15 protein-coding genes are annotated in these 15,218 nt (G+C 73.4%); 7 read left to right on the forward strand and 8 right to left on the reverse strand.

Going from position 1 to position 15,218, the window contains the following annotated elements:
• Window positions 1–3: 3 nt before the first annotated feature.
• From ABZ714_RS27920 to ABZ714_RS27935, 4 genes are read left to right on the forward strand one after another with little or no spacing between them, the layout of a single operon-like run.
• Window positions 4–1,107 carry an ABC transporter permease gene (locus ABZ714_RS27920; protein ID WP_358828106.1) on the forward strand — a complete coding sequence of 368 codons (1,104 nt, stop codon included), beginning with the start codon at window positions 4–6 and terminating at the stop codon, window positions 1,105–1,107.
• Complete coding sequence (locus tag ABZ714_RS27925) at window positions 1,104–1,994, forward strand: ABC transporter permease (RefSeq protein ID WP_358828107.1); 891 nt, start codon at window positions 1,104–1,106, stop codon at window positions 1,992–1,994. The genes ABZ714_RS27920 and ABZ714_RS27925 overlap by 4 nt, the downstream gene beginning before the upstream one ends.
• Window positions 1,994–2,971 (forward strand): ABC transporter ATP-binding protein, encoded by a 978-nt coding sequence (locus ABZ714_RS27930; RefSeq protein WP_358828108.1) that lies wholly within the window; start codon window positions 1,994–1,996, stop codon window positions 2,969–2,971. The genes ABZ714_RS27925 and ABZ714_RS27930 overlap by 1 nt, the downstream gene beginning before the upstream one ends.
• Window positions 2,968–3,963 carry an ABC transporter ATP-binding protein gene (locus ABZ714_RS27935; protein WP_358828109.1) on the forward strand — a complete coding sequence of 332 codons (996 nt, stop codon included), beginning with the start codon at window positions 2,968–2,970 and terminating at the stop codon, window positions 3,961–3,963. Before ABZ714_RS27930 ends, ABZ714_RS27935 begins: the two co-directional genes overlap by 4 nt.
• 628 nt (window positions 3,964–4,591) lie before the next feature.
• Here the strand turns inward: ABZ714_RS27935 and ABZ714_RS27940 are convergent.
• From ABZ714_RS27940 to rimP, 8 genes are all read right to left on the reverse strand, one after another.
• Window positions 4,592–5,530: a bifunctional riboflavin kinase/FAD synthetase gene (locus ABZ714_RS27940; protein ID WP_358828110.1), complete on the reverse strand. Its 939-nt coding sequence runs from the start codon at window positions 5,528–5,530 to the stop codon at window positions 4,592–4,594.
• A 152-nt stretch (window positions 5,531–5,682) separates the two neighbouring features.
• The gene (gene truB, locus ABZ714_RS27945; protein WP_358828111.1) at window positions 5,683–6,582 is read right to left on the reverse strand and encodes a tRNA pseudouridine(55) synthase TruB; all 900 of its coding nucleotides are present in this window, start codon (window positions 6,580–6,582) and stop codon (window positions 5,683–5,685) included.
• Window positions 6,579–7,037, reverse strand: coding sequence for a 30S ribosome-binding factor RbfA (gene rbfA / locus ABZ714_RS27950; RefSeq protein ID WP_358828112.1), 459 nt, complete (start codon window positions 7,035–7,037; stop codon window positions 6,579–6,581). The genes truB and rbfA overlap by 4 nt, the downstream gene beginning before the upstream one ends.
• Window positions 7,038–7,094: 57 nt before the next feature.
• Window positions 7,095–7,388 (reverse strand): DUF503 domain-containing protein, encoded by a 294-nt coding sequence (locus tag ABZ714_RS27955; protein WP_358828113.1) that lies wholly within the window; start codon window positions 7,386–7,388, stop codon window positions 7,095–7,097.
• 139 nt (window positions 7,389–7,527) lie between these two features.
• On the reverse strand, window positions 7,528–10,656 hold the full coding sequence (gene infB / locus ABZ714_RS27960) for a translation initiation factor IF-2 (RefSeq protein ID WP_358828114.1): 3,129 nt from the start codon (window positions 10,654–10,656) through the stop codon (window positions 7,528–7,530).
• 147 nt (window positions 10,657–10,803) lie between these two features.
• Entirely contained in the window at window positions 10,804–11,100 is a 297-nt protein-coding gene (locus tag ABZ714_RS27965) for a YlxR family protein (RefSeq protein ID WP_358828115.1), read from the reverse strand.
• A gap of 213 nt (window positions 11,101–11,313) precedes the next feature.
• Window positions 11,314–12,324: a transcription termination factor NusA gene (gene nusA / locus ABZ714_RS27970; RefSeq protein ID WP_358828116.1), complete on the reverse strand. Its 1,011-nt coding sequence runs from the start codon at window positions 12,322–12,324 to the stop codon at window positions 11,314–11,316.
• A 2-nt stretch (window positions 12,325–12,326) separates the two neighbouring features.
• Window positions 12,327–12,824 carry a ribosome maturation factor RimP gene (gene rimP / locus ABZ714_RS27975; RefSeq protein WP_358828117.1) on the reverse strand — a complete coding sequence of 166 codons (498 nt, stop codon included), beginning with the start codon at window positions 12,822–12,824 and terminating at the stop codon, window positions 12,327–12,329.
• 236 nt (window positions 12,825–13,060) lie between these two features.
• Here rimP and ABZ714_RS27980 point away from each other — a divergent pair, with 236 nt between their 5' ends.
• From ABZ714_RS27980 to ABZ714_RS27990, 3 genes are read left to right on the forward strand one after another with little or no spacing between them, the layout of a single operon-like run.
• Window positions 13,061–13,654 carry a hypothetical protein gene (locus ABZ714_RS27980; RefSeq protein WP_358828118.1) on the forward strand — a complete coding sequence of 198 codons (594 nt, stop codon included), beginning with the start codon at window positions 13,061–13,063 and terminating at the stop codon, window positions 13,652–13,654.
• Entirely contained in the window at window positions 13,651–14,145 is a 495-nt protein-coding gene (locus tag ABZ714_RS27985; protein WP_358828119.1) for a ferritin-like domain-containing protein, read from the forward strand. Before ABZ714_RS27980 ends, ABZ714_RS27985 begins: the two co-directional genes overlap by 4 nt.
• A 17-nt stretch (window positions 14,146–14,162) precedes the next feature.
• Window positions 14,163–15,095 (forward strand): aminoglycoside phosphotransferase family protein, encoded by a 933-nt coding sequence (locus ABZ714_RS27990; RefSeq protein WP_358828120.1) that lies wholly within the window; start codon window positions 14,163–14,165, stop codon window positions 15,093–15,095.
• Window positions 15,096–15,218 lie beyond the last annotated feature (123 nt).

Consider the following 15,218-nt stretch of genomic DNA (forward strand, 5'->3'; position numbering starts at 1 on the left):
CCGATGACCTCTCCCTCGACCACACCCACTCCCCCGCCCGCCGCGGCCGTCGCCCTCGGCGCGCCCGGCACGGACACCGGCCCCGAGAAGACGGCCGCGGCCGGGCGCGGCGCCCGGCTGCGCGGCCGGGCCCGCGGCTATCTGCCCTATCTGGCGTCCCGGCTGGCCGGGGCCGCGTTCTCCCTGCTCGCGGTCCTGGTCACCAGCTTCTTCCTGTTCCGGATCGTCCCCGGCGATCCGGTGAAGGCGATGACGCACGGCACCCCGACCTCGGCGGAGCAGCTCGCGACACTCCGCCGCCAGTTCGGTCTCGACCAGCCGATGTGGCGGCAGTTCACGGAGTACTGCGCGGGCGCGCTCACCGGCGATCTGGGGATGTCGTACCAGTTCCGGGCCCCGGTCGGGGAGCTGATCGCCGAGAAGCTGCCAGCGACCCTGCTGCTCACCGGGGTGGCCGTGGTGCTCTACTCGGCGCTCGGGCTCTGGCTGGGCACCCGTGCGGCCTGGCGGCACGGCGGACTCGGCGACCGGCTGAACACCGGGGTGGCGCTGACCCTCTGGTCGGTGCCGTCGTTCTGGCTGGGGCTGCTGCTGATCGTGGTGCTCGCGGTCGGGGTGGGCCCGGTCCCCGGGCTGTTCCCCACCGGCGGGATGGAGTCCGGTGATACGACCGGCTTCGCCCGGGCCCTCGACATCGGCCACCATATGGTGCTGCCGGTACTGACCCTGGTCGCCGTGGGCTACGCCCAGACCCTGCTGGTGATGCGGTCGTCGCTGCTGGACGAGATGGGCGGCGACTATCTGACCACGGCCCGCGCCAAGGGGCTGCGGGACGCGGTGGTACGCCGCAGGCACGCCGTACCGAACGCCCTGCTGCCGACCGTGACCATGGTCTTCATCAATCTGGGGCAGGTGGCGGCCGGTTCCATCCTGGTGGAGACGGTGTTCTCCTGGCCGGGCCTCGGCGGGCTCTTCTACCAGGCGCTGAGCGTGCCGGACCTGCCGCTCGTACAAGGACTCTTCGTGGTGTTCGCGGGGGCGATGATCGTGATGAACCTGCTGGCCGATCTGGTCTATCCGTTCCTCGACCCCCGGGTGGCGCGATGAGCGCCCCGGCGTCCCTCGCCCGCGCCCGCCGCCGGGCGTCGGCCGTCCGCTTCTGGCGGGCGTACCGTACGCACCGCGCCGGGCTGCTCGGCCTGGCGGCGCTCACCGTGATCGCGCTGGTCGCCCTGGCGGCGCCGCTGCTGGTCGGCGACGACGTCCAGAGCGTCACCCGGGCGTCCGGCGGGCCGCTGGAGCCGCCGAGCGCCGCGTTCCCGCTCGGTACCGACCAGTTCGGCCGCGATCTGCTGGGCCTGCTGGTCTGGGGTGCGCGGATCTCCCTCCTCGTCGGACTGCTGGCGGCGGCGCTCTCGGTCGCCATCGGCACCCTCGTCGGTGTGATCGCCGGGCACTACGGCGGCTGGTTCGCAACGGCCCTGATGCGGGTCACGGACTGGTTCCTGGTGATGCCGACCCTGGTCCTGGCGATCGTGCTGGCCACGGTGATGTCACGCGGCGTCTGGACGGTGGTGGTGGCGATCGGTGTCACCAGCTGGCCCACCACGGCCCGGCTGGTCCGGGCCCAGACCATCGCCGTCGAGTCCCGGCCCTACATCGAACGCGCCCGGGCCCTCGGCGGCGGCCACGGCCACATCATGAACCGGCACGTCCTGCCCAATGTGATGCCGCTGGTCCTGGCCCAGACGACGCTCGGGATCTCCGCCGCCATCCTCACCGAGGCCACCCTCGCCTTCCTCGGCCTCGGCGATCCGACCGTGGTGTCCTGGGGCGGCATGCTCCAGGACGCCCGGGAGGCGGGCGCCGTCTCCTCCGGCCACTGGTGGTACCTCGCCCCGCCCGGACTGGCGATCGCCGCCGTCGCCCTCGCCTTCACCCTCTGCGGCCGGGCCGTGGAATCCGTCCTCAACCCGAAGCTGGGGGCCCGCTGATGACCACGGAACCACTGCTGAGCGTCCGGGACCTACGGGTCGCCTACGGCTCCGGGCCCGGCGCCGTACCCGCCGTCCGGGGCGTCGACCTCGAACTGCCCGCCGGACGGAAACTCGGCATCGCCGGGGAATCCGGCTGCGGCAAGTCCACCCTCGCCATGGCGCTGCTGCGGCTGCTGCCGCCGGGCGCCTCCGTCGGCGGCGAGATCCGGTTCGCGGGCGAGGACGTCCTCACCATGCGCTGGGGGCGGCTGCGGGCCGTCCGCTGGGCGGGCGCGTCCATCGTCTTCCAGGGCGCGATGCACTCCCTCAACGCGGTCCACCGGATCGGCGACCAGATCGCCGAACCGATCCTGCTGCACCGCTCGGCTCCCCCCGCCCGGGCCCGGGAACGGGTCACCGAACTCCTCCACCAGGTCGGCCTGCCCCCCGACCGCGCCGACGCCTATCCGCATGAACTCTCCGGCGGCCAGCGCCAGCGGGTGATGATCGCCATGGCCCTCGCCTGCGACCCCCGGCTGATCATCGCCGACGAACCCACCACGGCCCTCGATGTGATGATCCAGGCACAGATCCTCCGGCTGATCGGACGGCTCGTCGCCGACCAGGACATCGGACTGCTGATGATCAGCCACGATCTGGCGGTACTCGCCGAGACCTGCGACCGGCTGGCGGTGATGTACGCGGGCCGGATCGTCGAGGAGGGCCCGGCCCGGGCGGTCCACACCGCCGCACACCACCCCTACGGCCGGGCCCTCGCCTCGGCGTTCCCCCGAGTCGGCGACCCCGCGTCCCGGCGCGCGCCCCGGGGACTGCCCGGCGACCCGCCCGACCCGTCGGCGCTGCCCGGCGGCTGCACGTTCCGGCCGCGCTGCCCCAGGACCGACGACCGCTGCGGCGAACGGGAACCCGCCCTCGTCCGGGTCGGCACCGCCCACCACGCGGCCTGCGTCCACGCCGGAGAGGGGTCGCGGTGACCACCACGACGGGCCCGCTGCTCGGCGCCGAGGACATCCACGTCACCTTCCCGGGACGCCGCGGCCGACCCCCGGCGCGCGCCGTCGACGGAGTCGACCTCACCGTCGGCCGAGGCGAGATCGTCGCCCTCGTCGGCGAGTCCGGCTGCGGCAAGACCACCCTCGCCAGAACCCTCCTCGGACTGGTCACCCCCACCTCCGGCCGGGTCGCCTTCGCCGGACGGCCCCTGGAATACACCGCCCGCGCCCTCAAGGCGTACCGCCGCCGCGCCCAGCTCGTCCTCCAGGACCCCACCGGCTCCCTCAACCCCCGGCACACCGTCTACGACGCCGTCGCCGAGGGCCTGCGGGTGCACGGGACACCCGGCGACGAACGCGCCGCCGTCGCCCGCGCGCTCTCCCTCGCCGGGCTCCGGCCGCCCGACCGCTTCTTCCTCCGCTACCCGTACGAACTCTCCGGCGGCCAGCGGCAGCGCGTCGTCATCGCGGGCGCGCTCGTCCTCCAGCCCGAACTCCTCGTCGCCGACGAGCCCGTGGCCTCCCTCGACGCCTCCGTACGCGGCGAGATCCTCGCGCTGCTGCTCCGGCTCCGCGACGAACTGGGGCTCTCCGCACTCGTCGTCACCCACGACCTGGGCCTGGCGTGGAACATCGCCGACCGGGTCGCCGTCATGTACCTCGGCCGCGTCGTGGAAGCGGGCCCGGTCGAAACGGTCCTCACCGAGCCCCGGCACCCCTATACGCGGGCGCTGCTCTCGGTACTCCCCGAATCCCCGCTCCCCGCGACGGTCCTCTCCGGGGAACCCCCGGACCCGACGCGCGTCCCACCCGGCTGCCGCTTCCACGCGCGCTGCCCGTCACTGGCGTCCGGCGCGGCGGAGTCCTCGGGCGTGGCCTCGCTCTGCCGCGGGACGCCGCCGGTCCGCATCGGTGACGCGGGGGTCTCCTGCCACCTCACCCAGGTGGCGCCCCGGGTAGCGCCCGGCGCCTGACGCTTCTTCGCGGCCCGCGCCCCTGGTCACGCCCCTCGTGAAGGGGTGCGCCCTCCGGGCCGCGACAGTGCCTCCTCCGGAGGTGTTCCGACCGCGGGCCGTCGTGGGCTTGTCGTGCGGTTCCGCCCCCTATGCCTTCGGCACTGGGGGGACCCCCAGCGCCTCGGCCCTCCTGAGCACCGCCCCGAACTACCCGGGACGCGCCCAGCAACCTGATGTTGTCGGCGGCCTGCGGCCCGTGCGTGGCTTGTCGCGGCAGTTCCCCGCGCCCCTGACCACCTCCCCCGGGACGGGCTCCAGCACCAGGGGACAGGTGCGGTCGGCGTGGTCGGGGGGTGCGGGGTCGCCCCCTGGGGGTCCCCCCAAAGGCAGCTTTGGGGGAGGACGGCGGAAAAGAGACGGGTCTCCCTCCCAGGCAACCCCACCTCCGCCGTACGTGAGGAGGTGAGCCCGGAGGCCACCGACCCTCCCGCCACAGAACAAGACCGCCCGCATACCGCTGGAGCAACGGTCACATCCCCAACAGCCCCGCCGGCACCTGAGGCGCGAACGGCCCCGCACGAAGCGGGAAACCTCAGCACCCGGCGCCCCGACGCGGCGCACCCCACAGCGGGAGGCGCCCCAGCGACTACGCCAAGAGCTCCCGGCACTGGGATACGTCGCGGGCCATGGCCACCAGGAGGTCGTCGACCGTGGCGAATCTTTCCTGGCCGCGGATGTACTGGAGGAAGTCGACCGCCACGTGGAGGCCGTACAGATCGAGGTCGACGCGGTCGATCGCGTACGCCTCGACGCTCCGCTCGACCCCGTCGAACTGGGGGTTCGTCCCGACGGAGATCGCCGCCGGCATCCGTTCGCCGTCGGCGGTGAGCCAGCCCGCGTAGACCCCGTCCGCGGGGATCGCGGTATGCGGCAGGGTCTCCACGTTGGCCGTGGGGTAGCCCAGTTCCCGGCCGCGCTGGGCACCGCGGACGACGATGCCCTCGACGCGGTGGGGGCGGCCGAGGATCTCGGCCGCGCCCGCGACGTCACCGGCGGCGACGAGGCGGCGGGTGAGGGTGGAGGAGAAGGGTTCGCCGCCGCCCGCCGCACCGCTGACGTAGAGGTCGACGACCTCGACGTCGTAGTCGTAGGTGGCGCCCAGTTCGGCGAGGTACGCCACGGTCCCGGCGGCTTTGTGGCCGAAGCGGAAGTTGGGGCCTTCGACGACGGTCCTGGCGTGGAGTTTGTCGACGAGGACCTTCACGATGAAGTCCGCCGGGGAGAGCTGGGAGAACTCGGAGGTGAACGGGAGGACGAGTACCGCGTCGACCCCGAGTTCGGCCATCAGTTCGGCACGCCGGTGGTGCGGTGCGAGGAGCGGGGGGTGGCTGCCGGGCCGTACGACCTCGCTCGGGTGGGGGTCGAAGGTGACGACGACCGCCGGTACGGACAGTTCCCGGGCCCGTTCCACGGCCCGCCCGATGATCAGCTGATGCCCGCGGTGGACCCCGTCGTAGGAACCGATGGTGACGACGCTGCGCCCCCAGTCCTGGGGGATGTCCTCCAAGCCACGCCAGCGCTGCACTGTGACCGCTCCTCGCCGAACCATCAGTTTCACCAGACCAGTATTCGCAGCACTAAGGGTGCCATGTCCCCGGCGGAGGACCGCCACCGGCCGCCACTTCGGCCGCCCGCCGCCCCTCGCCGGACGGCGGATGGGCGGCGGGCGGACGGCCGTCAGACGAACACGGCCAGGCTCTTGGCCTTGCCCTTCTCTTCCTCCACGAGCGCCACGAAGCGGTCCTCGGGACCGAACGCGGCGACCGGTGAGCGCTCGTACGACGGCATGTCGAGCCGTACGCCGTTGGCCAGCAGCCGGGCGCGCCGGTCGTCGACGTCCCAGCGGGGGAAGGCCGCCGCGGCGGCCTCGGCCACCGGCATCACGGTCAGCTCTTCCTGGAGCTGGTCGAGGGTGCGGGCGGCGTCGAGCCCGTAGGGTCCGACCCGGGTCCGCCGCAGGGCGGTCAGATGGCCGCCGACCCCGAGTCCGGCGCCGAGGTCGCGGGCGAGGGCCCGGATGTAGGTGCCGGAGGAGCAGACCACGGAGACGACCAGGTCGAGGACGGGGGTGCCGTCGTCGGCCACGGCGTCCCGGACGTCGTAGACGGTGAAGGCGGAGACGGTCACCGGGCGGGCCGGGATCTCGAAGTCCTCGCCGCCGCGGACCCGGGCGTACGACCGCTTGCCGTCGATCTTGATGGCGCTGACCTTGGACGGGACCTGCATGATCGCGCCGGAGAGGGCGGCGACTCCGGTGTCGATCGCCGCGCGGGCGATCCCGGAGGCGTCGGCGGACCCGGTGATCTCGCCTTCGGCGTCGTCGGTGACGGTGCTCTGGCCGAGCCGGATGGTCCCCAGGTACTCCTTCTCGGTGAGGGCGAGGTGGCCGAGGAGCTTGGTGGCCCGTTCGACGCCGAGGACGAGGACTCCGGTGGCCATGGGGTCGAGGGTGCCCGCGTGGCCCACCCGGCGGGTCCGGGCGATGCCGCGCATCTTGGCGACGACGTCATGGGAGGTGAAGCCCGACGGCTTGTCGACGATGACCAGGCCGTCGGGCACGGGGGTGCGCTGCGTCATGCGGAGGTGTTGCCCTCGTCCTCGTCGTCGCCCTCACCGGGCTTGCGGTACGGGTCGGCCTCGCCCGCGTAGGCCGCGCCGGACGAGGTCTCCCTGACCCGGGCGTCCGAGGCACGGGCCTGGTCGAGGAGGTTCTCGATAGTCTTGGCGTTCTCCGGGAGGGCGTCCGCCACGAAAGTGAGGGTGGGGGTGAATTTGGTGCCCGCGGCGGCGCCCACGGCGCTGCGGAGTACGCCCTTGGCGCTCTCCAGACCGGCGGCGGCACTGGCCCGGTCCTCGTCGTCGCCGTAGACCGTGTAGAAGACCGTGGCCTCCCGCAGATCTCCGGTGACCCGGGTGTCCGTGATGGTCACATGCGTACCGAGCCGCGGGTCCTTGATGCCGCGCTGCAGCTTCTGGGCGACGACTTCCCTGATCAGGTCCGCCAGTTTCTTCGCCCGCGCGTTGTCGGCCACTGGTCCTTCTCCTTCTTACCTGCTGTGCCGGGCCACGGTGTCGTGGCGGCGTCTCCTTCAGTCTTCGTCGCCGTGAAGCCTGCGTCGAACCGAGAGCAGTTCCACTTCGGGGCGTCCGGCGACGAAACGTTCGCACCGGTCGAGCACATCCGTCAGATGCCGTATGTCGCCGGAGACCACCGCGAGGGCGATCTCGGCTCTGCGGTAGAGGTCCTGGTCGCCGGTCTCCGCCACGCTGACCGCGAATTTGCGGTGCAGCTCGGCGACGATCGGGCGGACCACCGAGCGCTTCTCCTTCAGCGACCGTACGTCGCCGAGGAGGAGGTCGAACGAGAGCGTCCCCACAAACATGGATAAATCCGGATGTCCCGCCGGTTCGGGTTCAAGGGCGCCTGTCGGTGTTCGACAGGGACACAGGAACCGTACACGCAGCGGCCGGGGCCGATCGACGGAAATTCTCCGTCGACCGGCCCCGGCCGACCGCCCGGCATCAGCCGCGCGGCTTCTCGCGCATCTCGTACGTCGCGATGACGTCGTCGATCTTGATGTCGTTGAAGTTTCCGAGGTTGATACCGCCCTCGAAGCCTTCGCGGATCTCGGTGACGTCGTCCTTGAAGCGGCGCAGACCCTCGATGTTGAGGTTCTCGGCGACCACCTTGCCGTCTCGGATGAGGCGGGCCTTGGTGTTCCGCTTGACCTCGCCGGACCGGATGAGGACACCCGCGATGTTGCCCAGCTTGGACGAGCGGAAGACCTCGCGGATCTCCGCCGTACCCAGCTCGACCTCTTCGTACTCCGGCTTGAGCATGCCCTTGAGGGCCGCCTCGATCTCCTCGATGGCCTGGTAGATCACCGAGTAGTACCGGACGTCGACGCCCTCGCGCTCGGCCATCTGCGAGGCCCGGCCGGCCGCGCGGACGTTGAAGCCGATGACGATCGCGTCGGAGCCCATGGCCAGGTCGATGTCCGACTCGGTGACGGCACCGACGCCGCGGTGCAGCACCCGGATGTCGACTTCCTCGCCGACGTCCAGCTGGAGCAGCGACGCCTCCAGCGCCTCGACCGATCCGGACGCGTCGCCCTTGATGATCAGGTTGAGCTGCTGGATCTCGCCCGCCTTGAGGACCTTGTCGAGGTCCTCGAGGGACACCCGGCGTACCCGCTTGGCGAACGCGGCGTTGCGCTCACGGGCGGCGCGCTTCTCGGCGATCTGGCGGGCGGTGCGGTCCTCGTCAACGACGAGGAAGTTGTCGCCCGCGCCCGGGACGTTGGTGAGACCGAGGACGAGGACCGGGGTCGAAGGACCGGCCTCCGCCACGTTCTCGCCCTTGTCGTCGAGCATGGCGCGCACACGGCCGTAGGCGTCGCCCACGACCATCGTGTCGCCGATCCGGAGCGTTCCGCGCTGGACCAGGACGGTCGAGACGGCGCCGCGACCGCGGTCGAGGTGGGACTCGATCGCGATGCCCTGCGCGTCCTGCTCCGGGTTGGCCCGGAGGTCGAGGGACGCGTCGGCGGTGAGGACCACGGCCTCCAGCAGCTCCTCGATGTGGAGGCCCTGCTTGGCGGAGATGTCGACGAACATGGTGTCGCCGCCGTACTCCTCGGCCACCAGACCGAACTCGGTGAGCTGACCGCGCACCTTGGTCGGGTCGGCGCCCTCGACGTCGATCTTGTTCACCGCGACCACGATCGGCACCTCGGCCGCCTTGGCGTGGTTGAGCGCCTCGATCGTCTGGGGCATCACACCGTCGTTCGCCGCCACCACGAGGATCGCGATGTCGGTCGACTTGGCACCGCGGGCACGCATGGCGGTGAACGCCTCGTGACCCGGGGTGTCGATGAAGGTGATCCGGCGGTCCTCGCCGTTGACCTCGGTCGCGACCTGGTAGGCACCGATGTGCTGGGTGATGCCGCCGGCCTCGCCCGCGACCACGTTGGTCTTGCGGATCGCGTCGAGCAGTCGGGTCTTACCGTGGTCGACGTGGCCCATGACGGTGACCACCGGCGGACGGGAGACCAGCGATTCCTCGCCGCCCTCGTCCTCGCCGAACTCGATGTCGAAGGACTCGAGCAGCTCGCGGTCCTCCTCCTCCGGGGAGACGATCTGAACCGTGTAGTTCATCTCGCCGCCGAGGAGCTGGAGCGTCTCGTCGGAGACCGACTGCGTCGCCGTGACCATCTCGCCGAGGTTCATCATCACCGCGACGAGGGACGCCGGGTTGGCGTTGATCTTCTCGGCGAAGTCGGTGAGGGACGCGCCGCGCGACAGACGAATGGCTTCGCCGTTGCCGCGGGGCAGCATCACGCCGCCGACCGACGGGGCCTGCATGGCCTCGTACTCCTGGCGCCGCTGCCGCTTCGACTTGCGGCCACGACGGGCCGGGCCGCCGGGACGGCCGAAGGCGCCCTGTGTGCCACCGCGGCCACCGGGGCCGCCGGGACGGCCACCGAAGCCGGGACGACCGCCGAAGCCGCCGCCACCGCCACCGCCACCGGGACCGCCGCCGCCGGGACGGCCGGCGAAGCCGCCGCCACCACCGGGACGACCGCCGCCGCCACCGCCGCCGGGACGGCCGGCGAAGCCGCCACCGCCGCCGGGGCGACCGGCACCGGCACCGCCGGGACGACCGCCGCCGCCACCGGGGCGACCGCCACCGCCACCGGGACCCGGACGGGGGCCCGCGGCCGGACGCTGCGGCATCATGCCCGGGTTCGGGCGGTTACCCGCGGGACCGCCGCCGGGGCGGGGGGCCTGCGGACGAGGCATCGCGCCGGGCGTGGGACGGGCACCGCCCTGGCCCTGCGGACGCGGGGCGCCGCCGGGGCCGCCCTGCGGGCGGGGAGCGCCACCGGGCGCGGGGGCACCGCCGGGACGGGCGCCGCCGGGACGGGGCGCCTGGGGGCGCGCCATTCCGGTGGAGCCGCCGGAGGTGAAGGGGTTGTTGCCCGGACGGGGACCGGCCGGACGGTTGCCGCCGGGGCGCGGGGCGCCCTGGCCGGGCGCGGGACGCCCGGGACGGTCACCGCCGCGGTCGCCGCCGCGGCCACCCTCACGACCGCCGTCGCGGCGGTCGCCGGACGGGGCGGGACGGGCGCCGGGACGCGGACCGGAGGCACCGGGCCGGGGACCGGACTGGCCGGGCTGCGCGGCGGGCTGCGCCGGGGCCGGGGCGGAGAACTCCGCCGCGGGTACGGGCGCGACCGGGCCGGGCCGGGCCGCAGGCTTCGGACCCGGCCGGGGGCCGGGGGCCGCCGGGGCGGCCGGAGGGGGGGTGCTGCCGGGGGCCTCGGCGGCGGCCGGCTTGGGGGCCGGGGCGCCGGGCTTGGGGGCGGCGGGACGGGGCGCGGCCGGAGAGGGCGCGCCGGGGGTGGGACCGCCCGGACGGGGGGCGGCGGGGGTGGGCGCGGCCTTACGGGGCGCGCCGGGCTTGGCAGCGGTCTTGCCGGCACCTGAGCCGGACCCCTGCAACGCGTCAGTCAACTTGCGCACAACCGGCGCCTCGATCGTCGAGGACGCCGAACGGACGAATTCACCGAGTTCCTGGAGCTTGGCCATGACGACCTTGCTCTCTACACCGAACTCCTTGGCGAGCTCGTATACCCGGACCTTAGCCACTTCGCTCCTTTGAGGTCCGGTTACCGCCGGACCGTCGCTACTTCATGGGCGTACTCATCGCGTACTCATCGAGTGCTCATCGCAATCTCGACCTACTTCCGACTCGCGAGGTACCTGACCGCACGGGAATCCGTGCCGTACTTCTTCTTACACATCCTGCTCCGCCGCCCGCTCCGTCTTTTGTACGGACAGGCGCAATCCGGCCGTTTCGAGCGGCCCCCCGGCCCGGAAGGCCCGGGGGAACGCCCGGCGGCGGACCGCCAGATCGAGACAGACCACGACGGGGTGGACGTACGCACCCCGGCCGGGCAGCGTACCGCGATCGTCGGGGACGCACTCGTCCCCGATCCTCACGATGCGCAGGAGATCGCTTTTGGCCGCTCGCTGGCGGCAACCCACACACGTGCGCTCTGGGCATGCGCCGACATACGTCCGGCCAGACACGGCTAAGTCTACCTCCCCGTAGCGACCTCACCCCTTTGGGGCAAAAATCGAACACTCATCTGTCTCGATCGGCCACGGCGCGTGGCCGTGTGATCTCCGCGGATCGCGCCCGGCGTGCGCCGGGCGCAATCCGCGGGGCCGGTGAACCGCTGGTCGGCGGCTTCCGGGCGCGGTCCCGAACGGTCCCGGTTCCCGACTGGGCCGGTCCCGGTCTCAGCGGCGGTCCGGCTCCCCGGCGTCACCGGTCTGCTCGGTGTCGGGACGGATGTCGATCCGCCAGCCGGTCAGCCGGGCGGCGAGCCGGGCGTTCTGGCCCTCCTTGCCGATGGCGAGGGAGAGCTGGTAGTCGGGGACGGTGACCCGGGCCGAGCGCGCGGCCAGGTCCACCACCTCGACCTTGCTGACCCGGGCCGGGGAGAGCGCGTTCGCCACCATCTCGGCCGGGTCGTCCGACCAGTCGACGATGTCGATCTTCTCGCCGTGCAGTTCGGCCATCACATTGCGCACCCGGCCGCCCATCGGGCCGATGCAGGCGCCCTTGGCGTTGAGGCCGGACCGGACCGAGCGGACCGCGATCTTGGTGCGGTGGCCGGCCTCGCGGGCGATCGCGGAGATCTCCACACTGCCGTCGGCGATCTCGGGGACCTCCAGCGCGAAGAGCTTCTTCACCAGGTTGGGGTGGGTCCGCGAAAGGGTGACGGAGGGGCCGCGTACGCCCTTGGCCACCCGGACGACATAGGTCCGCAGCCGCAGTCCGTGGCTGTAGTCCTCGCCCGGGACCTGCTCCTGCGCCGGGAGGATGGCCTCCAGCTTGTCGTCCAGCTTGACCAGGACGTTCTTCGGGTCCTTGCCCTGCTGGACCTGGCCGGAGACGATATCGCCCTCGCGGCGGGCGTACTCGCCGAAGGTGACGTCGTTCTCGGCGTCCCGCAGCCGCTGCTGGATGACCTGGCGGGCGGTGGTGGCGGCGATCCGGCCGAAGTCGGTCGGGGTGTCGTCGAACTCCTTGGGCTCCTGCCCCTCCGGCACGTCCGACGGGTCCTCCTTGGCCCAGACGGTCACATGGCCGGTGTCGCGGCTGAGCACCACCCGGGCGTACCGGCGGCTGTCCGGAGTGCGGTGGTACGCGATGAGGAGGGCCGACTCGATCGCCTCGACCAGCAGATCGAAGGGGATCTCCTTCTCCTGTGCCAAGCCCTTCAGGAGCTTCACGTCGATGTCCACGGCTACGCCTCCTCTTCCTTCTTGTCCTTGCGGTTGAACTCGATCTCCACACGCGCCTTGGCGATCTCGCCGAGGGCGATCCGGCGGGCGGTCGGCTTGCGCCCCTTCACCCCGGGGACCTCCGTGTCCAGACCCTCCTCGTCGACGGCGAGCACCCGGGCGACCAGATCGCCGCCGTCGTGCAGCCGGAACCGCACCAGCCGGCCGGTGGCCCGGACGTAGTGGCGGAGCTGGGTCAGGGGGCGGTCGGCACCGGGGGAACCCACTTCGAGGGTGTACTCCCCGTCGCCCATCACATCGGACTCGTCGAGCCGGGCGGAGATCTCACGGCTCAGCTCGGCACAGGCGTCGAGGGTGAGCCCCTCCTCGGAGTCGACGACGATCACCAGCTGGCGGCGACGGCCCGCGCGGGACACCTCGATCTCTTCCAGATCCAGTCCGGCGGCGCTGACGAGCGGTTCCAGCAACCCGCGCAGCCTCTCGCTCTGGGTGGTGCTCATCCGGGTGACTCCTCGGCCGCGTGTGCTGTTGTGGGTCCGTCGCGTCCGCGCCGCGAGGCGGTCACGGATGGTCGCGTGTCAGATCAAAGGGTATCCGGTCCGGAAGGGTGTTGCCGTCCACCGCGGGGGCCGCCGCGGGTACGCTCGCCTGCGGTGATGATCATCTCAATACCGGCCGCCGACCGAGGGAGAAACGCGTGGGACGCCCGGGAACGACGAGACGAAGAGCGCTCGCGATGACGGGCGCCACGGCGGGCGCGGTGGCGGCGGGCGCGCTGACGGGCTGTTCGGGTGAGCCGTCGGATACCGGCGGACGAGACCGGGCACGAGGTGCGCAGGGGGCGTACGAGCAGGGGAACGCGCCGGGTGGCTGGTCCGAGGCGGCGGACACCCGGCTGCGGAAACGATTGGCCGCTTCCGGCGGGGCGCTGAGGGACCGCTACGACGCCGTGATCGCCGCGCATCCGGCGCTCGCCGGGCGCCTCACGGAGCTGCGGGCCTCGGCCGCCGCCCATGTCACGGCCCTCGGCGGGGCAGCGCCCGGCGGCGCCGGCGCATCCGGAGCCGTCCATGACCCGGCGCACACGACGGCGCCCTCCCCCGCGACCTCCACCGCCCCCGCGCCCGGCCTCACCCCCGACCCCGACCCGGCACGCGCCCTGGCCGACCTGGTCGCCGCGGAGCGCCGGTCCTCCGCCGCGTACACCGCCGCACTCGACGGCGCGGGCCCCGAACTCGCCCGGCTGCTCGCCTCCGTCGCCGCGGCCGGAGCAGCCCACGCCTATCTGCTCTCCCGGCCCGTCGCGGCCGACCCGGGACCGGGCCGATGACCGGGCGGGGCGCCCCCGGCGCACTCCGGACCGTGAGCGGCGGCGGCCGGGAGCCGCTGACCGCCCTCCAGGCGGCGCTCGCCGCCGAACACGCCGCCGTCTACGGCTACGGCGTCGTCGGCGCCCGGGTCGGCGACGGCCGCCGGACCGAGGCGCGGGAAGCCTTCGCCGCCCACCGGGCCCGCCGCGACGCCCTGATCAGGGCCGTACGCGACCTGGCCGCCGCGCCCGTCGCGGCCGCCCCCGGCTACGCCCTGCCGTTCCCCGTCCCCGACCCGGCGTCCGCCGTCCGGCTCGCCGCCCATCTGGAGGACCGGGTCGCGGGCGCCTGCGCGGACCTCGTCCGGGCCGCGCGCGGCCCCCTCCGCACGGAGGCGGCGGTGGCCCTGCGGGAGGCGGCGGTGCGGTCGGCGCGCTGGCGGGGCGGCGGCGTAGCCTTTCCTGGGCTCGCCGAGCGGTCGGCGGCGACCGGCCCACCGGCCGGGGAATGAGAGGAAGTCGCGCAGGCATGGAATTCGAAGCGCCCCGGCGTCTGGTGCGGGCGCTCGCCGAGGACGGCCGCGCGGAAACGGACGGGCCCTGGCTCGGCGAACTGCCGAACCTCGGCGCCGCCGCGGTCGACCGCTGGGAACTCGACGTCGAGCGGGTGGTGGCCCCCGGGGGCCGGGGCGGTCTCGTCGTCCTCGTACGCCGGCCCGACGGCACCCCGGCCGCGCTGAAGCTCGCCCCGCCGTCCGCGGCGCCCGGCGCGGAGCTGGCGGCGCTGGAGCGCTGGGACGGCTTCGGGGCGGTCCGTGTGCTGGACGCGGCGGGTCCCGGTGACGGCGGCGGGTCGGGTGCCGGGGGCGGGCTGCTGTTGGAGCGGCTGCACCCCGAGGTGTCCGTACGGTCCCTGCCGGAGGCGAAGGCGGTACTCGAAGCGGCGGGTACGCTCCGCCGGCTCTGGGTGGAACCGCCCGCTGGCCACGGCTACGACTCCGTCGCCGACCGTACGGCCCCGGCCGCGGCCCGGCTGCGGGCCTTCGCCGGTACCGACGACCCCGTGGCGCCGCTGGCCTCGGCGGCACTGGAGGTACGGGACGGACTGCTGGCCGACGCGGTGCCGGAGACGTACCTGCTGCACGGCTCCTTCCACCAGGGCAAAGTCCTGGCGGGCGACCGCGCGCCCTGGCTGACGGTCGGGCCCGCGCCGCTCGTGGGGGAACGCGCCTACGACCTCGCGCGGCTCGCCCGCGACCGGGCGGAGGACCTCGTCGCGGTCTCGGCGGGCGCGACGACCGCACGCCGCCGGGTGGCCCGGCTGGCCGACTCGCTGGACCTCGACCCCGAGCGGGTCAGGGGCTGGACCCGGTTCCGGGCGATCGCGTCGGCGGTACGGTCCCTCGACACGGACCGGGCCCGTATGGCGGAGCCGGTGCTGGAGTTCGCCTCCTGGCTGTGAGGCCGCGGGCCCCGTTCTCGGAGGGCGGCCAGGGGTGCGGGCCCGCACCCCGATGATCGCGTTCACCGGTACGTCGGACCGGCGCGGCGAGGCCGCCGACATCGCCAACGCCGTCGCCGACGC

Source organism: Streptomyces sp. NPDC006798 (assembly GCF_040635975.1).
Taxonomy (GTDB): Bacteria; Actinomycetota; Actinomycetes; order Streptomycetales; family Streptomycetaceae; genus Streptomyces.